This is a genomic window from Pseudomonas sp. WS 5412 (assembly GCF_012985615.1).
GTDB lineage: Bacteria > Pseudomonadota > Gammaproteobacteria > Pseudomonadales > Pseudomonadaceae > Aquipseudomonas > Aquipseudomonas shahriarae.
Map to the genome: position 1 here is coordinate 374261 of NZ_JAARMB010000003.1, position 16029 is coordinate 390289.

At 60.7% G+C, this 16029-nt stretch carries 14 protein-coding genes and 1 pseudogene; 9 read left to right on the forward strand and 6 right to left on the reverse strand.

Annotated elements, in window-relative coordinates; genetic code table 11:
• Nucleotides 1–10 precede the first annotated feature (10 nt).
• The 4 genes from acnD to HBR94_RS06730 form a co-directional block, all read right to left on the reverse strand.
• On the reverse strand, nt 11–2605 hold the full coding sequence (gene acnD, locus HBR94_RS06715; protein WP_057960350.1) for a Fe/S-dependent 2-methylisocitrate dehydratase AcnD: 2595 nt from the start codon (nt 2603–2605) through the stop codon (nt 11–13).
• Nucleotides 2606–2807: 202 nt separating this feature from the next.
• Entirely contained in the window at nt 2808–3935 is a 1128-nt protein-coding gene (prpC, locus tag HBR94_RS06720) for a 2-methylcitrate synthase (RefSeq protein ID WP_057439535.1), read from the reverse strand.
• Between the two features lie 41 nt (nt 3936–3976).
• Complete coding sequence (gene prpB, locus HBR94_RS06725; RefSeq protein WP_029298299.1) at nt 3977–4870, reverse strand: methylisocitrate lyase; 894 nt, start codon at nt 4868–4870, stop codon at nt 3977–3979.
• A complete protein-coding gene (locus HBR94_RS06730) occupies nt 4867–5577 on the reverse strand; it encodes a GntR family transcriptional regulator (RefSeq protein ID WP_057439536.1) in 711 nt (236 codons plus the stop codon). Before HBR94_RS06730 ends, prpB begins: the two co-directional genes overlap by 4 nt.
• Nucleotides 5578–5850: 273 nt before the next feature.
• On the opposite strand from HBR94_RS06730, the gene HBR94_RS06735 reads away from it, so the two are divergent.
• From HBR94_RS06735 to HBR94_RS06760, 6 genes and pseudogenes are all read left to right on the forward strand, one after another.
• Nucleotides 5851–6387, forward strand: a complete 537-nt coding sequence (locus tag HBR94_RS06735) for an ATP-dependent zinc protease (RefSeq protein ID WP_057960351.1) — start codon at nt 5851–5853, stop codon at nt 6385–6387.
• A 5-nt stretch (nt 6388–6392) separates the two neighbouring features.
• Complete coding sequence (locus tag HBR94_RS06740) at nt 6393–7925, forward strand: inactive transglutaminase family protein (protein WP_038442341.1); 1533 nt, start codon at nt 6393–6395, stop codon at nt 7923–7925.
• Nucleotides 7925–8911, forward strand: a complete 987-nt coding sequence (locus HBR94_RS06745) for an alpha-L-glutamate ligase-like protein (RefSeq protein ID WP_057960353.1) — start codon at nt 7925–7927, stop codon at nt 8909–8911. Before HBR94_RS06740 ends, HBR94_RS06745 begins: the two co-directional genes overlap by 1 nt.
• Before the next feature lie 110 nt (nt 8912–9021).
• The gene (gene pabB, locus HBR94_RS06750) at nt 9022–10365 is read left to right on the forward strand and encodes an aminodeoxychorismate synthase component I (protein WP_170044420.1); all 1344 of its coding nucleotides are present in this window, start codon (nt 9022–9024) and stop codon (nt 10363–10365) included.
• Nucleotides 10366–10616: 251 nt separating this feature from the next.
• Nucleotides 10617–10917 (forward strand): annotated as a pseudogene (locus HBR94_RS06755) (type II toxin-antitoxin system HigB family toxin).
• Nucleotides 10917–11135 carry a hypothetical protein gene (locus HBR94_RS06760; RefSeq protein WP_115128727.1) on the forward strand — a complete coding sequence of 73 codons (219 nt, stop codon included), beginning with the start codon at nt 10917–10919 and terminating at the stop codon, nt 11133–11135. Before HBR94_RS06755 ends, HBR94_RS06760 begins: the two are co-directional and overlap by 1 nt.
• A 131-nt stretch (nt 11136–11266) precedes the next feature.
• On the opposite strand, the gene thrH is transcribed toward HBR94_RS06760, so the two are convergent.
• Nucleotides 11267–11884 (reverse strand): bifunctional phosphoserine phosphatase/homoserine phosphotransferase ThrH, encoded by a 618-nt coding sequence (thrH, locus tag HBR94_RS06765; protein WP_057439541.1) that lies wholly within the window; start codon nt 11882–11884, stop codon nt 11267–11269.
• A 154-nt stretch (nt 11885–12038) separates the two neighbouring features.
• Between thrH and HBR94_RS06770 the strand changes: the two genes are divergently transcribed.
• From HBR94_RS06770 to HBR94_RS06780, 3 genes are all read left to right on the forward strand, one after another.
• Nucleotides 12039–12773 (forward strand): phosphoadenylyl-sulfate reductase, encoded by a 735-nt coding sequence (locus tag HBR94_RS06770; protein WP_057960355.1) that lies wholly within the window; start codon nt 12039–12041, stop codon nt 12771–12773.
• Nucleotides 12774–13271: 498 nt separating this feature from the next.
• A complete protein-coding gene (locus tag HBR94_RS06775; RefSeq protein WP_170044421.1) occupies nt 13272–14801 on the forward strand; it encodes an NCS1 family nucleobase:cation symporter-1 in 1530 nt (509 codons plus the stop codon).
• A gap of 15 nt (nt 14802–14816) precedes the next feature.
• Nucleotides 14817–15545, forward strand: a complete 729-nt coding sequence (locus tag HBR94_RS06780) for an aspartate/glutamate racemase family protein (RefSeq protein ID WP_057960357.1) — start codon at nt 14817–14819, stop codon at nt 15543–15545.
• Between the two features lie 14 nt (nt 15546–15559).
• On the opposite strand, the gene HBR94_RS06785 is transcribed toward HBR94_RS06780, so the two are convergent.
• Complete coding sequence (locus HBR94_RS06785) at nt 15560–16024, reverse strand: anti-virulence regulator CigR family protein (RefSeq protein ID WP_057439544.1); 465 nt, start codon at nt 16022–16024, stop codon at nt 15560–15562.
• Between the last annotated feature and the right edge of the window lie 5 nt (nt 16025–16029).

Here is a 16029-nt window from a genome sequence, read left to right on the forward strand (position 1 = left end):
GTTATCCTCTTCAGGCGGTCGCCGCCGATTCCAGGAAGTCCTGGGCAAAACGCTGCAACACGCCGCCCGCCTCGTAGATCGACACTTCTTCAGCGGTGTCCAGGCGGCAGGTCACCGGCACTTCGACACGCTCGCCATTCTTGCGGTTGATCACCAGGGTCAACTGCGCACGCGGGGTGCGCTCGCCAATCACGTCATAGGTTTCGCTGCCATCAATCTGCAGGGTCTTGCGGTCGGTACCCGGTAAAAATTCCAGGGGCAGCACGCCCATGCCCACCAGGTTGGTGCGGTGGATGCGTTCGAAGCCTTCGGCGGCAATCGCTTCCACACCCGCCAGGCGCACGCCCTTGGCCGCCCAGTCGCGGGACGAACCCTGGCCGTAGTCGGCGCCGGCAATGATGATCAGCGGCTGCTTGCGCTCCATGTAGGTTTCGATGGCTTCCCACATCCGTGTGACCTTGCCTTCCGGCTCGATGCGCGCCAGGGAACCCTGCTTGACCTTGCCGTTTTCCTGGACCATTTCATTGAACAGCTTGGGGTTGGCAAAGGTCGCGCGCTGGGCGGTCAGGTGGTCGCCGCGGTGCGTTGCATACGAGTTGAAGTCGACTTCCGGCAGGCCCATTTTCGCCAGGTATTCGCCGGCGGCGCTGTCGAGCATGATCGCGTTGGACGGCGACAGGTGGTCAGTGGTGATGTTGTCCGGCAGCACCGCCAGCGGGCGCATGCCCTTGAGCGGACGCGCACCGGCCAGGGCGCCTTCCCAGTACGGCGGGCGGCGGATGTAGGTGCTCTGCGGGCGCCAGTCGTACAGCGGCGTGACTTTCGGGCCGGTGTCCTCGTGGATCGCAAACATCGGGATGTAGACCTGGCGGAACTGCTCCGGCTTGACCGAGGCCTTGACCACTGCGTCGATTTCTTCATCGCTCGGCCAGATGTCCTGCAGGCGGATTTCCTTGCCGGTGGCGTCCAGGCCCAGCACGTCTTTTTCGATATCGAAACGGATGGTGCCGGCAATCGCATAGGCCACCACCAGCGGTGGCGAAGCCAGGAATGCCTGCTTGGCGTACGGGTGGATGCGCCCGTCGAAGTTGCGGTTACCCGAGAGCACGGCGGTGGCGTACAGGTCGCGGTCGATGATTTCTTGCTGGATCACCGGATCGAGTGCACCGGACATGCCGTTGCAAGTGGTGCAAGCGAAGGCCACGACGCCAAAACCCAGCTGCTCCAGCTCGCTGGTCAGCCCGGCTTCGTCGAGGTACATGGCCACGGTTTTCGAACCCGGCGCCAGGGACGACTTGACCCACGGCTTGCGGGCCAACCCAAGCTTGTTGGCATTGCGCGCCAGCAGGCCGGCGGCGATCACGTTGCGTGGGTTGCTGGTATTGGTGCAACTGGTGATGGCGGCGATGATCACCGCGCCGTCGGGCATTTGCCCCGGCACGTCATCCCATTGCCCCGAAATGCCCTTGGCCGCCAAGTCGCTGGTGGCCACGCGGGCGTGCGGGTTGCTCGGGCCGGCCATATTGCGCACGACGCTGGACAGGTCGAAGCTCAGGCCACGCTCATATTGCGCGCCCTTGAGGTCATCGGCCCACAGGCCGGTATGCCGCGCATACTGCTCGACCAGGGCGACTTGTTCGTCTTCACGCCCGGTGAGTTTGAGGTAAGCGATGGTCTGCGCGTCGATGTAGAACATCGCCGCCGTGGCGCCGTATTCCGGAGCCATGTTGGAGATGGTGGCGCGGTCGCCCAGGGTCAGGGCCGAGGCGCCTTCGCCGAAGAACTCCAGCCAGGCACCGACAACTTTCTGCTGGCGCAGGAACTCGGTCAGGGCCAGCACCATGTCGGTGGCGGTGATGCCCGGTTGCAGCTTGCCCGTCAGTTCGACGCCAACGCTTTCCGGCAGGCGCATCCACGACGCACGGCCAAGCATCACGCTCTCGGCTTCCAGGCCGCCAACGCCGATGGCGATCACGCCCAGGGCGTCGACGTGGGGGGTGTGGCTGTCGGTGCCGACGCAGGTATCCGGGAAGGCCACGCCGTCACGCACCTGGATCACCGGGGACATTTTCTCCAGGTTGATCTGGTGCATGATGCCGTTGCCTGGCGGGATCACATCGACGTTTTTGAAAGCCTTTTTGGTCCACTCGATAAAGTGGAAACGGTCTTCGTTGCGGCGGTCTTCAATGGCGCGGTTTTTCTCGAAGGCCTGCGGGTCGAAACCACCGGCCTCGACGGCCAGGGAGTGGTCGACGATCAGCTGGGTCGGCACCACCGGATTGACCTGGGCTGGGTCGCCGCCTTGCAGGGCAATGGCGTCACGCAGGCCGGCGAGGTCTACCAGGGCGGTCTGGCCGAGGATGTCATGGCACACCACCCGGGCCGGGAACCAGGGGAAGTCGAGGTCGCGCTTGCGCTCGATCAATTGGCTCAGGGAAGCGTTAAGGGTCGCCGGGTCGCAGCGACGCACCAGGTTTTCGGCGAGCACGCGGGAGGTGTAAGGCAGCGTGGCGTAGGCACCGGGGGTGATGGCCTCGACAGCCGCACGGGCGTCGAAGTAATCCAGGCGGCTGCCGGGGAGCGGTTTGCGAAATTCAGTGTTCATCGTCAGGACTCGGTCACGGTAGTTACAAAAGGAAGACCTGTGCCGCCCCAGAATTGGAATGAGGTCAAAATGTGGGAGCGGGCTTGCTCGCGAATGTGGTGTGTCATTCAACACATTCAGTGACTGTTACCCCGTATTCGCGAGCAAGCCCGCTCCCACGCTTTTGATTCGGTTACCAATTCCGGATTGTCGGTCTCCCCACTCAGCGACGTTCGATTGGCACGAACTTGCGCTGCTCGACGCCGATGTACTCGGCGCTTGGACGGATGATGCGGTTGTTGGCGCGCTGCTCAAACACATGCGCCGCCCAGCCGGTCAGGCGTGAGCAGACGAAGATCGGGGTGAACAGCTTGGTCGGGATGCCCATGAAGTGGTACGCCGAGGCATGGTAGAAGTCGGCGTTGGGGAACAGTTTCTTCTGTTCCCACATGGTCTTGTCGATGGCTTCGGAGACCGGGAACAGCACCTTGTCGCCCACTTCATCGGCGAGTTTTTTCGACCAGCCCTTGATCACCTCATTGCGCGGGTCGTTGTCTTTATAGATCGCGTGGCCAAAGCCCATGATCTTGTCCTTGCGTTCCAGCATGCCGAGGGTGCCTTTCACGGCGTCTTCGGCCGAGGAGAAACGCTCGATCATTTCCATCGCCGCTTCGTTGGCACCGCCATGCAGCGGGCCGCGCAGGGAACCGATGGCGGCGGTGACGCAGGAATACAGGTCGGACAGGGTCGAGGCACACACACGAGCGGTGAAGGTCGAGGCGTTGAATTCGTGCTCGGCGTAGAGGATCAGCGACACGTTCATGACTTTTTCATGCAGCTCGCTCGGCTTCTTGCCATGCAGCAGGTGCAGGAAATGCCCGCCGATGCTCGGCTCGTCGGTCACGCAGTCGATGCGCTTGCCGTCGTGGCTGAAGCGGTACCAGTAGCACATGATCGCCGGGAACGCGGCCAGCAGGCGGTCAGTGACATCGCGCTGCACGCTGAAGTCTTTTTCCGGTTCGATATTGCCGAGGAACGAGCAACCGGTGCGCATCACGTCCATCGGGTGGGCGTCGGCAGGGATGCGTTCCAGCACTTCCTTGAGCGCCTGGGGCAGGTCACGCAGCTTGCTCAGCTTGGCGCTGTAGGCCGCCAGCTCGGCCTTGCTCGGCAATTCGCCGTACAACAGCAGGTAGGCGACTTCTTCAAACTGCGCGTCGGCGGCCAGTTCACGCACGTCGTAGCCGCGATAGGTCAGGCCGGCACCGGCCTGGCCCACGGTGGACAGTGCCGTCTGCCCGGCCACCTGGCCACGCAGGCCGGCGCCACTCAGTACTTTTGCTTCAGCCATGGTTCTTCTCCAATTTTGTAGTTATCTGGGAGGCGCTGCGCTTACTTCTTGGCGGCGAACAGCGCGTCGAGCTTCTGCTCGAAGGTGTGGTAGTCGATGCGATCGTAAAGCTCCATGCGGGTTTGCATGGTGTCGATCACGTTCTGTTGGGTGCCGTCGCGACGGATCGCGGTGTAGACGTTCTCGGCGGCCTTGTTCATGGCGCGGAAAGCCGACAGCGGGTACAGCACGATAGAAACATCGGCAGATTTCAACTGTTCGGTGGTGTACAGCGGGGTCGCGCCGAATTCCGTGATGTTGGCCAGGATCGGGGCTTTGACCCGTGAAGCGAACAGCTTGTACATCTCAAGCTCGGTGATGGCTTCCGGGAACACCATGTCGGCGCCTGCCTCGATGCACGCGGCGGCACGTTCCAGGGCGGACTCCAGGCCTTCCACGGCCAGGGCGTCGGTGCGCGCCATGATCACGAAGCTGTCATCGGTCCGGGCATCCACGGCGGCCTTGATACGGTCGACCATTTCCTGCTGGGACACGATCTCTTTGTTCGGGCGATGGCCGCAACGCTTGGCCCCCACCTGGTCCTCGATATGGATCGCGGCGGCGCCGAACTTGATCATCGACTTGACGGTGCGCGCCACGTTGAACGCCGAGGAGCCGAAACCGGTGTCCACGTCGACCAGCAGCGGCAGGTCGCAGACATCGGTGATACGGCGCACATCGGTCAGCACATCATCCAGGCCGGTGATGCCCAGGTCCGGCACGCCCAGGGAGCCCGCGGCGACCCCGCCACCGGACAGGTAAATGGCCTTGAAACCGGCGCGCTTGGCCAGCAGCGCGTGGTTGGCATTGATCGCGCCCACCACTTGCAGGGGGTGTTCGCTGGCGACCGCATCACGGAAACGCTGGCCGGGGGTGCTGTTTTTATAGGAACTCATGACTCACCTCTCGAGGGGGCGCCGTCGGGGAAGTGACGGGCGATATTGCGTTTGGAGGCGCCGATATGGCGGCGCATCAACAACTCGGCCAGTTCACCGTCGCGATCGGCAATCGCGTCAAGAATGCGGTGATGCTCGGCAAATGCCTGGCGTGGACGATTGGGGGTGGCGGAGAACTGGATGCGGTACATGCGCACCAGTTGATACAGCTCGCCGCACAACATTTGGGTCAGGGTGCGGTTGCGCGCGCCTTGAATGATCCGGTAATGAAAGTCGAAGTCGCCTTCCTGCTGGTAGTAGCCCACACCGGCCTGGAATGCGGCATCGCGCTCGTGGGTATGCAGGACTTGGCGCAGCTCCTCGATTTCTTCGTCGGTCATGCGCTCGGCGGCCAGGCGGCAAGCCATGCCTTCGAGGGATTCGCGGATTTCGTAGAGTTCCACCAGCTCGGCCTCGCTCAGGGACACCACCCGCGCGCCGACATGGGGCACGCGCACCAGCAGGCGCTGGCCCTCCAGGCGGTGGATCGCCTCGCGCAGCGGGCCACGGCTGATGCCGTAGGTGCGCGCCAGCTCAGGCTCGGAGATCTTGCTGCCGGGGGCAATTTCGCCCTTGACGATGGCGGCCTGGATGCGACGGAAGACGTTCTCAGACATCGTTTGGGAATCGTCCTGCCCTACTACCGGAATTTCCAGCTGATCCAGCATGATTGTCGACACCTTTAAAAGCAATGTCGCAAAAACTAGCCAATCAGCCCCTAATAGTCAAAGAATAAATGCACATTGTCGACAATCGTCTAATAACCCGCCTTGCACCCTATAAGGGCATGGCCGGCTGCCAGCGCTGGCGCCAGAAAACCTTCATGTTAGAATGCCCGCCGCATTTGCCTGACATCCCCGGATGAAAAGGCGCACGAGGGAGCTTGCGCAGCAATGCCAGTCGCCTTGAATCAAACATCGCACTGCACCGCCTCAGGATCTATGAGACTCAAGCCCTTCCCCCTATTGTTTTGCCTATTGATGTTTCCGGGCCTTGGCATCGCCGCCGAGAAGACCGTCTATGGCCTCAATGAATACGCCAAGCTGGCGGGCATTGACCTGGAAGTCGCCGCCAAGCTCGACACCGGCGCCAAGACTGCGTCGTTGAGTGCCCGGGATATCAAGCGCTTCAAGCGCAACGGTGAGTCCTGGGTCCGCTTCTACCTGGCCATCGACACCGCCCATTCGCACCCCATCGAGCGCCCCCTGGCCCGCGTCAGCAAGATCAAGCGCCGCGCCGGCGACTACGACCCCGATGAGGACAAGAACTACACCGCCCGTCCGGTGATTGCCCTGGATATCTGCATGGGCACCGCTTTACGCAGCATCGAAGTGAACTTGACTGACCGCAGCGCCTTCCAATACCCGCTGCTGATCGGCTCCGAAGCCTTGAAACGCTTTGATGCGCTGGTCGACCCCAGTCTTAAATACGCAGCAGGCAAACCTGCCTGCGCCGCCGACGCTCATACCGCCGAGTAATTCCAATGCGCTCTCTTACTATGCACCTGAAGATTCTGATCGCCGTCCTGGTGGTACTGGGCATTTCGGTCACGGCCTATCAGATCCTGGTCCTCGGCATCCCGGTGACCGAGGACGCCACTGACGACCTGTGGAACATCGACGCCAAGGTCGAGTTCGTGGCCAACGCCAAGGATCCGGTCAAGGTCCAGATGTTCGTGCCGCCCCTGAGCCGCGACTTCGTCAGCCTCAATGAGAGCTTCATCTCCAACAACTATGGGGTGAGCGTCAACCGCATCGACGGCAACCGCAAGGTCACCTGGTCGGCCCGGCGCGCCAAGGGCAACCAGACCCTCTACTACCGCCTGGTGCTGACCAAGCGCTACAGCGGCGAAAAGGTCAAGGTCAAGGGCCCGACCTTCCGCGACAGCATCGCCGTGGAAGGCCCGGAAAAAATCGCCGCCGAGGCCCTGCTGGCACCGATCCGCCAGCACTCGGCCGATGTCGAGACCTTTATCAGCGAAGCCATCAAGCGCACCAACAACCTCAACGACGACAACGTCAAGCTACTGCTGGCGGGCGATCCGTCGACGCCGCACAAGGCCAAGATCGTCGAGTTGCTGCTGTCCATCGCCCACGTGCCGGTGGAAAAGGTCCACACCATCCGCCTGGTAGCCGACCAACCGCAAACCCCGGAACTGTGGCTGCGCAGCTTCAATGGCAACGACTGGCTGTACTTCAACCCGGAAACCGGCGAACAGGGCCTGCCCTCCGACCGCCTGCTGTGGTGGACCGGCGATGAAAACCTGATCACCGTCGACGGCGGCAAGAAAGCCGCCGTGACCTTCAGCCTGAACAACAGCGAGATGAACGCGATCCGCCTGGCCAAGCTGACGGACGAGAACACCGACGCCAACTTCCTCGAATACTCGCTCTACGGCCTGCCGCTGCAAACCCAGCAGACCTTCATGATCATGGTGATGATCCCGATTGGCGTGCTGGTGATCCTGATCCTGCGTAACCTGATCGGCCTGCAGACCCTGGGTACCTTCACCCCGGTGCTGATCGCCCTGGCGTTCCGCGAGACCCAGTTGGGCTTTGGCATCGTGCTGTTTACGGTGATTACGGCGCTGGGGCTGTCCCTGCGGTCGTACCTAGAGCATTTGAAGCTGCAGATGCTGCCGAGGCTCTCGGTGGTACTGACCTTTGTCGTGGTGTTGATTGCGGCCATCAGCCTGTTCAGCCACAAGCTGGGCCTGGAGCGCGGCCTGTCGGTGGCGCTGTTCCCGATGGTGATCCTGACCATGACCATCGAACGCCTGTCCATTACCTGGGAAGAGCGCGGCGGCGGCCATGCGATGAAAGTCGCGATTGGCACCCTGTTCGCTGCCTCCCTGGCCCACCTGATCATGAGCGTGCCGGAGTTGATCTACTTCGTGTTCACCTTCCCGGCGATCCTGTTGATCCTGGTGGGCTTCATGCTGGCCATGGGTCGCTACCGTGGCTACCGCCTGACCGAGCTGGTGCGTTTCAAAGCCTTCCTCAAGGCTGATTCGTAATGTTCGGGTTCTGGAAGACCTGGAAGGCCCTGGAAGCGCGGGGCATCATGGGCATCAACCGGCGTAATGCCGACTACGTGCTCAAGTACAACAAGCGCAGCCTGTATCCGATTGTCGATGACAAAATCATCACCAAGGAACGGGCGATCCAGGCCGGCATCCATGTGCCGGAGATGTACGGGATCATTTCCACCGAGAAAGAAATCGACAAGCTCGACGAAATCATCGGTGGCCGTAGCGACTTCGTGATCAAGCCGGCCCAGGGCGCCGGCGGCGACGGCATCCTGGTGATCGCCGACCGTTTTGAAGGACGCTATCGCACGGTGTCCGGCAAGATCATCAGCCACGAGGAAATCGAGCACCAGATTTCCAGCATCCTCACCGGCCTGTATTCCCTGGGCGGTCACCGTGACCGCGCATTGATCGAATACCGGGTGGTGCCCGACCAGATCTTCAAGAGCATCAGCTACGAAGGCGTGCCGGATATCCGCATCATCGTGTTGATGGGCTACCCGGTGATGGCCATGCTGCGCTTGCCGACCCGTCAGTCCGGCGGCAAGGCCAACCTGCACCAGGGCGCGATTGGCGTGGGCGTGGACCTGGCCACCGGCCTGACCCTGCGTGGCACCTGGCTGAACAACATCATTACCAAGCACCCCGACACCACCAACGCGGTGGACGGTGTGCAACTGCCCAACTGGGACGGGTTCATGAAACTCGCCGCCGGCTGCTACGAGCTGTGCGGGCTGGGTTACATCGGTGTAGACATGGTGCTGGACCAGGAAAAAGGCCCGCTGATCCTCGAACTCAATGCGCGCCCCGGGTTGAATATCCAGATTGCCAACGATTGCGGCCTGACCTTGCGTACCCATGCCGTAGAAGCTCGACTGGAAGAGCTGAAGGCGGCGGGCGTGACAGAAACGGCGGAAGAACGGGTGAAGTTTGCCCAGGAAATGTTTGGGCATATTCCACCCGTAGAAGGCTGACAGCGCCCCGCGGCTGCGCCCTCTATCCAACCATCCCCGACATCCCCTCTAGGAGCAAATCCTACAGGGGACTACAATCCCCTCCCCGCCCCATGGCTGATTCACCCCGCATGTCGACCTGCTCTGTACATCCCCTGCCCTATCGGGCAAACCCCGCCGAGTATTTTGCGGCGATCCGCCATGCACCCGGCGCCGTGCTGCTGGACAGCGGCCGACCGGCAGCCGAGCGTGGTCGCTATGACTTGCTCAGCGCCTGGCCGGAAGCAACCCTGGCGGTATGGCCGGACGAAAGCGGTAGCGATTTCTTACAACGGCTGCGGGAAAATCTGACGATGCTGGGTAAGGCCAGCCTGCCCGCGCCCTATGAACTGCCGTTCGCCGGCGGCTTGATCGGCTACCTGAGCTACGATTTTGGCCGCCACCTGGAGCAACTGCCGCATCAGGCTATCGACGATATCGGCCTGCCCGATGCCCGCTTTGGCCTGTACGCCTGGGCGTTGGTCAGCGACCATCAGGCGCGCACCAGCCAATTGGTGTTCCACCCCAAACTTCCGGAAAGCGAACGCCTGCGCCTGCTGGCCCTGTTCAGCCAACCGGCCGCCGACACCCCGGCCAGCTTCAAGCTGCATACCCGGATGACTCCAGACCTGAGCGCCGCAGCCTACGAACAGGCCCTGGCGCGGATCCAGGATTACATCCAGGCCGGCGACTGCTACCAGGTCAACTTCGCCCAACGCTTTCGCGCGGCCTGCAACGGCGATCCATGGGTCGCCTACTGCGCTTTGCGCGCCGCCTGCCCGACGCCGTTCTCGGGCTTTCAGAGCCTGCCGGATGATGGCGCGGTAGTCAGCCTGTCACCGGAGCGTTTCGTGCGGGTCAACCAGCGCCAGGTGGAAACCCGTCCGATCAAGGGCACCCGCCCCCGCGGGCTGACTCCGCAAGAGGATGCGGCCAACGCCGCCGAACTCCTGGCCAGCCCCAAGGATCGTGCAGAGAACCTGATGATCGTCGATCTGCTGCGCAATGACCTGGGCCGCACCTGCCGCACCGGCTCGGTCAAGGTCCCGGAGCTGTTCAGCCTGGAAAGCTACCCCAACGTGCATCATCTGGTCAGCAGTGTCACCGGCGAACTGGCCGACGACAAAGACGCCCTGGACCTGATCGCCGGCAGCTTCCCCGGCGGCTCGATCACCGGCGCCCCGAAGATCCGTGCGATGCAGATCATCGACGAACTGGAACCGACCCGGCGCGGCTTGTACTGCGGTTCATTGTTGTACATGGACGTGCGTGGCGAGATGGACAGCTCCATCGCCATTCGCAGCCTGCTGGTCAAGGATGGCCAGGTCTGTTGCTGGGGCGGCGGCGGGATCGTCGCCGATTCCGAGTGGCAGGCGGAGTACCAGGAGTCGATGACCAAGGTGCGGGTGTTGCTGGAAACACTGGAAGGGCTGTAAGCCAACCTCCCAGGGAAAGAGCCTGAATCAGAACCACCGTGGACAGTATCAGGGCGCAGGGATAGCGTCTGACTCTGGCATTCCACCTGGCCGTCTGTGAGGGATCACATGGGTCGACTGCTTATTGCTTCTGTCGCTTTATCGTTTGCACCGTTAAAACAAAGCCCTTTTCCTACACATCGCGCTCCCTGTGAAGAGTTACAAATCCAGGAAGCGACACCTAATTTCTCCCAAATTGGAAGGCTTGATTTATGCGACTAATCGCAAGAGCCGCCTTAAGGGAGTTCTGGGAATCATCCGGCTTACACCGACTCCCAAACACCCCTGGTTGAAGGGTATCGCCTTAGGGAGAAGTCCACCTTTTACACGCCGCAAGACCTGAAGGCGGAGCTTCGCACCGCGAGTATCCTCAAAGGTGCAAGGGTGGTGTTCAACATCGGTGGCAATAAATATCGAGTGATCATGGCGATCGACTACCCGCGGCAACTGGGTTTCATACGATTTGTAGGCACCCACGCCCAGTACGACCAGATCAACGCGGAGACTGTGTGATGAACATCAAACCTATTCGTACCCCCGAAGACCTGGCCGCTGCGCTGGCGCGCGTGGACCAACTGGGCCTGACGGCCCGTGACCTGGAACCCTTTATCGGCTCCAGCGGACGCGTGTCGGAAGTGCTGAACCACAAACGCAAATTGAGCCTGGCCATGATCAAGCGCCTGCACGAGGGTTTGCGCATTCCTTATGAGCAGTTGCTTGCGGGAGTTTGATCTTTGGCGTTTTCGAGGGCCTCATCGCAAACAAGCCCGCTCCCTCATTCGACCGTGCTCCCAAAGGATAAACGCGGTCGAATGTGGGAGCGGGCTTGCTCGCGATGAGGCAACCAGCCTCGCTCAATAACTTACAGGCTCAACGAACGGTTCGACGCCTTGATGAACTCTTTCTTCAAGTCCTCAAAAGTATGCACCGCCGGGAATTGCGGGAACTCGCGAATCACATTTTCCGGTGCATGGAACAGAATCCCACGATCCGCCTCACCCAACATGGTGGTGTCGTTGTAGGAATCGCCTGCAGCGATTACCCGGTAGTACAGGGTCTTGAAGGCCAGCACCGACTGACGCTTAGGATCTTTCTGGCGCAGTTGATAGCTCACCACCCGGTCATTTTCATCGGTGATCAAGCGGTGGCAAAGCAGGGTCGGGAAGCCCAGTTGACGCATCAACGGCTGGGAAAATTCATAGAAGGTGTCCGACAGGATCACCACCTGGAAGCGCTCGCGCAGCCAGTCGACGAACTCGATCGCACCTTCCAGCGGTTTGAGGGTGGCAATCACTTCCTGGATGTCCGACAGCTTCAAGCCGTGCTCGTCGAGAATGCGCAGGCGTTGCTTCATCAGGACGTCGTAGTCGGGAATGTCCCGGGTGGTGGCCCGCAAGGATTCAATACCGGTTTTTTCAGCGAAGGCGATCCAGATTTCCGGAACCAGCACCCCTTCCAGGTCGAGACAGGCAATTTCCACAAGACACTCCCATTTGGATTTTTTTTCAGTTGAGCGAGCAAAAGGACTGCCGAACTCTAGCGATTCGCGCTGGCCACCGCAACGCAGAGCGGATTTTGTTAACATCCCACTCCTATAGAGCGCTCAGCGCCACTGACCTGTAGGAACCGTCCTGATGAACCAAGCCTTCGACGTCGCTGAACTCGCCGCGACCTATGCCAACAAGTCCGCCCAGGACATCCTCAAGCTGGCGTTCAGCCAGTTCGGCGATGACCTGTGGATTTCCTTCAGCGGTGCCGAGGATGTGGTGCTGGTGGATATGGCCTGGAAGCTGAACAAAAACGTCAAGGTCTTCAGCCTCGACACCGGCCGCCTGCACCCGGAGACCTACCGGTTTATCGAGCAGGTGCGGGACTTCTACAAGATCGATATCGAATTGATCTCGCCGGACCAGAGCAAGCTGGAACCCTTCGTCAAGGAAAAGGGCCTGTTCAGCTTCTACAAGGACGGCCATGGCGAATGCTGCGGCGTGCGCAAGATCGAACCGCTGCGCCGCAAACTCTCCGGCGTACGTGCCTGGGCCACCGGCCAGCGCCGCGACCAGAGCCCCGGCACCCGTAGCCAGGTGGCGGCCCTGGAAGTCGATAGCGCCTTCTCCACCCCCGAGCGCACCCTCTACAAGTTCAACCCGCTGGCGCAAATGACCAGTGAAGAGATCTGGGGTTATATCCGCATGCTCGAGTTGCCGTACAACAGCCTGCATGAGCGCGGTTTTATCAGCATCGGCTGCGAACCCTGCACCCGTCCGGTATTGCCGAACCAGCACGAGCGTGAAGGCCGCTGGTGGTGGGAAGAAGCAACCCAGAAGGAATGTGGGCTGCACGCGGGAAATATCATCAGCAAGGCCTGAAAAGCCTCGCCTGCGAAAAATCTCGCCACAAGCGCGTGTGGGAGCTGGCTGGCTTGCAATGGCATCACCTCGGTGTAATTGAATACCGGGCGCCATTGCAGGCCAGCCAGCTCCCACATTTGTTTCCAGCGACCATTAAACCTGTACACACAAACGTAACCAACAGTGCCATTTTTGTGTGCACTTTAATCATTACGCACCGAAACGTTACACCCCATTTCTGCTAACTTCCTACATTCTTGATTCCCATATCCCCGCCAAAAAATAAATTCCTGTTCAATCGGTCAATTTATATTTCTTCAAATTCAGCCGGTTACTCAATCGACCTATAAAAACGAAATTAGTGACAGTTTTGTTAGATATAAACCTGGCACACAAGTGGCTTATGGAGTTGGAGTTTTTGTATACAACTTAAACAACAACCCACATACACTTCGTGTCCGCACGCTAGCCGCGCCTAACCCTCGCGCTCGCTGCAGATGCCAGGAGCCTGCCGGCATGCCTACAAGTCTCTCCAATAACCTTGCACTGGATCTGCCCTCCTCCACAGCCAACCCCACGGCGGCAAACTCCGGCCCGCTGGTGCTGAGCCCACGCCTGCACAACAAGGACCTGGCGCCCACCAAAGTCGAAGGTCGACGCTGGGGTGGCTACAGCATCTTCGCCCTGTGGACCAACGATGTGCACAACATCGCCAACTACTCCTTTGCCATCGGCTTGTATGCCCTGGGCCTCGGTGCCTGGCAGATTCTGTTGTCGCTGGGGATCGGCGCGGCGTTGGTGTATTTCTTTATGAACCTGTCCGGCTACATGGGCCAGAAAACCGGTGTGCCGTTTCCGGTGATCAGCCGGATAAGTTTCGGTATACATGGCGCGCAAATTCCTGCGTTGATCCGCGCCGTGATTGCCATCGCCTGGTTCGGGATTCAAACCTACCTCGCATCCGTCGTCTTTCGCGTACTGCTGGTGGCGATTAATCCAGGATTTGCCGACTACGACCACAACACGATCCTCGGCCTGTCCACCTTGGGCTGGGCATGTTTTGTGATGATCTGGTTTGTGCAACTGGTGATTCTGGCCTACGGCATGGAAATGGTCCGACGCTACGAAGGCTTTGCCGGCCCCGTTATCCTGCTGACCGTCGCGGCGCTGGCCGGCTGGATGTACTTCCAGGCCGACGGCCAAATCGCCTGGTCGATCCGCGAGCCCCTGAGCGGTGGCGAGATGTGGCGCAATATCTTTGCCGGCGGCGCCTTGTGGCTGGCGATCTACGGCACCCTGATCCTCAACTTCTGCGACTTCGCCCGCTCATCGCCTTGCCGCAAGACCATCAAGGTCGGCAATTTCTGGGGCCTGCCGGTGAACATCCTGGTGTTCGCAATCATCACCGTGCTGCTGTGCGGCGGGCAGTTCCAACTCAATGGCCAGGTAATCGAAAGCCCCACGCAGATCATCGCGGCCATTCCCAATACCTTGTTCCTGGTGCTGGGTTGCCTGGCATTCCTGATCGTCACCGTGGCGGTGAACATCATGGCCAACTTCGTTGCCCCGGCCTTTGTGCTGAGCAACCTGGCGCCCAAGTACCTGAACTTCCGGCGCGCCGGGCTGATCAGCGCATTCCTCGCTGTGCTCATCCTGCCGTGGAACCTCTACAACAGCCCGCTGGTGATTGTGTATTTCCTCTCCGGCCTGGGCGCGCTGCTGGGCCCACTGTATGGCGTGATCATGGTGGACTACTGGCTGATCCGTAAGGGCCGGATCGACGTACCGCAGTTGTATAGCGAAGACCCCAGCGGCGCTTACTACTACAGCCACGGGGTGAACCTGCGGGCGGTGGCGGCGTTTGTCCCGGCTGCGGTGATTGCCATTGTCCTGGCGCTGTTGCCGGGGTTTGCCAGCGTCTCGCCGTTCTCCTGGCTGTTTGGCGCTGGCATTGCCGGGGTGCTGTATCTGCTGATCGCCAAGCGTCAGCCGTTTTATGCCGATATCAGCGGCGAGAGCATCGCTGTCGACAACGTCAGTCATTGATCAGGAGGTCATCCCATGCGCATTCTCGTCGTCAACGTCAACACCACCGAATCCATTACCCAAGCCATTGCCCAACAGGCTCGCAGCGTGGCAGCAGCGGGCACCGAAATTGTCGGGCTGACGCCGTTTTTTGGTGCCGAATCAGTGGAAGGCAATTTCGAAAGCTATCTGGCGGCCATTGCGGTGATGGACCGAGTAATGGCCTACGATCAGCCGTTCGATGCGGTGATCCAGGCCGGTTATGGCGAGCATGGCCGCGAAGGCCTGCAGGAGTTGCTGGACGTGCCAGTGGTGGATATCACCGATGCCGCGGCCAGCACCGCGATGTTCCTCGGCCATGCTTACTCAGTGGTCACCACCCTCGATCGCACGGTGCCGCTGATCGAAGACCGGCTCAAGCTCTCCGGGCTGTATGAACGCTGTGCCTCCGTACGGGCCAGCGGCATGGCGGTACTGGAGCTGGAGGAGCACCCGCTGCGGGCCATGGAAGCGATTGTGCGCCAAGCCGAACTGGCCATTAGCGAAGACAAGGCTGAAGTGATCTGCCTGGGTTGCGGCGGCATGGCCGGGCTGGATGAACAGATCCGCCAACGCACCGGCGTGCCGGTGGTGGATGGCGTGACTGCAGCGGTAACCCTGGCCGAATCCTTGGTGAGGCTGGGGTTGTCGACGTCGAAGGTGCGCACCTATGGGACACCCCGGCCAAAGAACATCATCGGTTGGCCGGGCAGGTTCGCACGCTGAATCGCCGATCTCGATCAGTTCAAGACGTCATTGAGCACTTCATAAATGATCCCGGTGGCAATCGTCACCAGGATCAGGTCGGTGCCAGCCTGTTGCCATTCGTAGCCGTCGTAATGGGGCAGCCGCCCCAACAGGCGCCCATCAAGTTTCTTGGCGATTCCCGGTGGCAGGGGTTTGCCACGGGCCAGGTTTTTCTGGATGCCCGGCGGCAGGGACGAACCACCGCGCCAGTAGTCGCGGTTGTCACCAAGGATTACCCGCACACCCCCGATATCAATTTGCGGGCCGCTGTAATGGGCGCCTGCACCCTTCTTGCCACCACCCTGGCCCTGATTACCCTGGCCACCACCCTTATTGCCATGGGCACTGCCTTTGTCCTTGCCGTTGCCGTTGCCGTTGCCGGGATCGGCCAGCAGCGCCGGGGAGCCTGCAATCAACGCCAGGCTGGTAAACACGAGTAAAGCGCGTGATATGGACATGATCG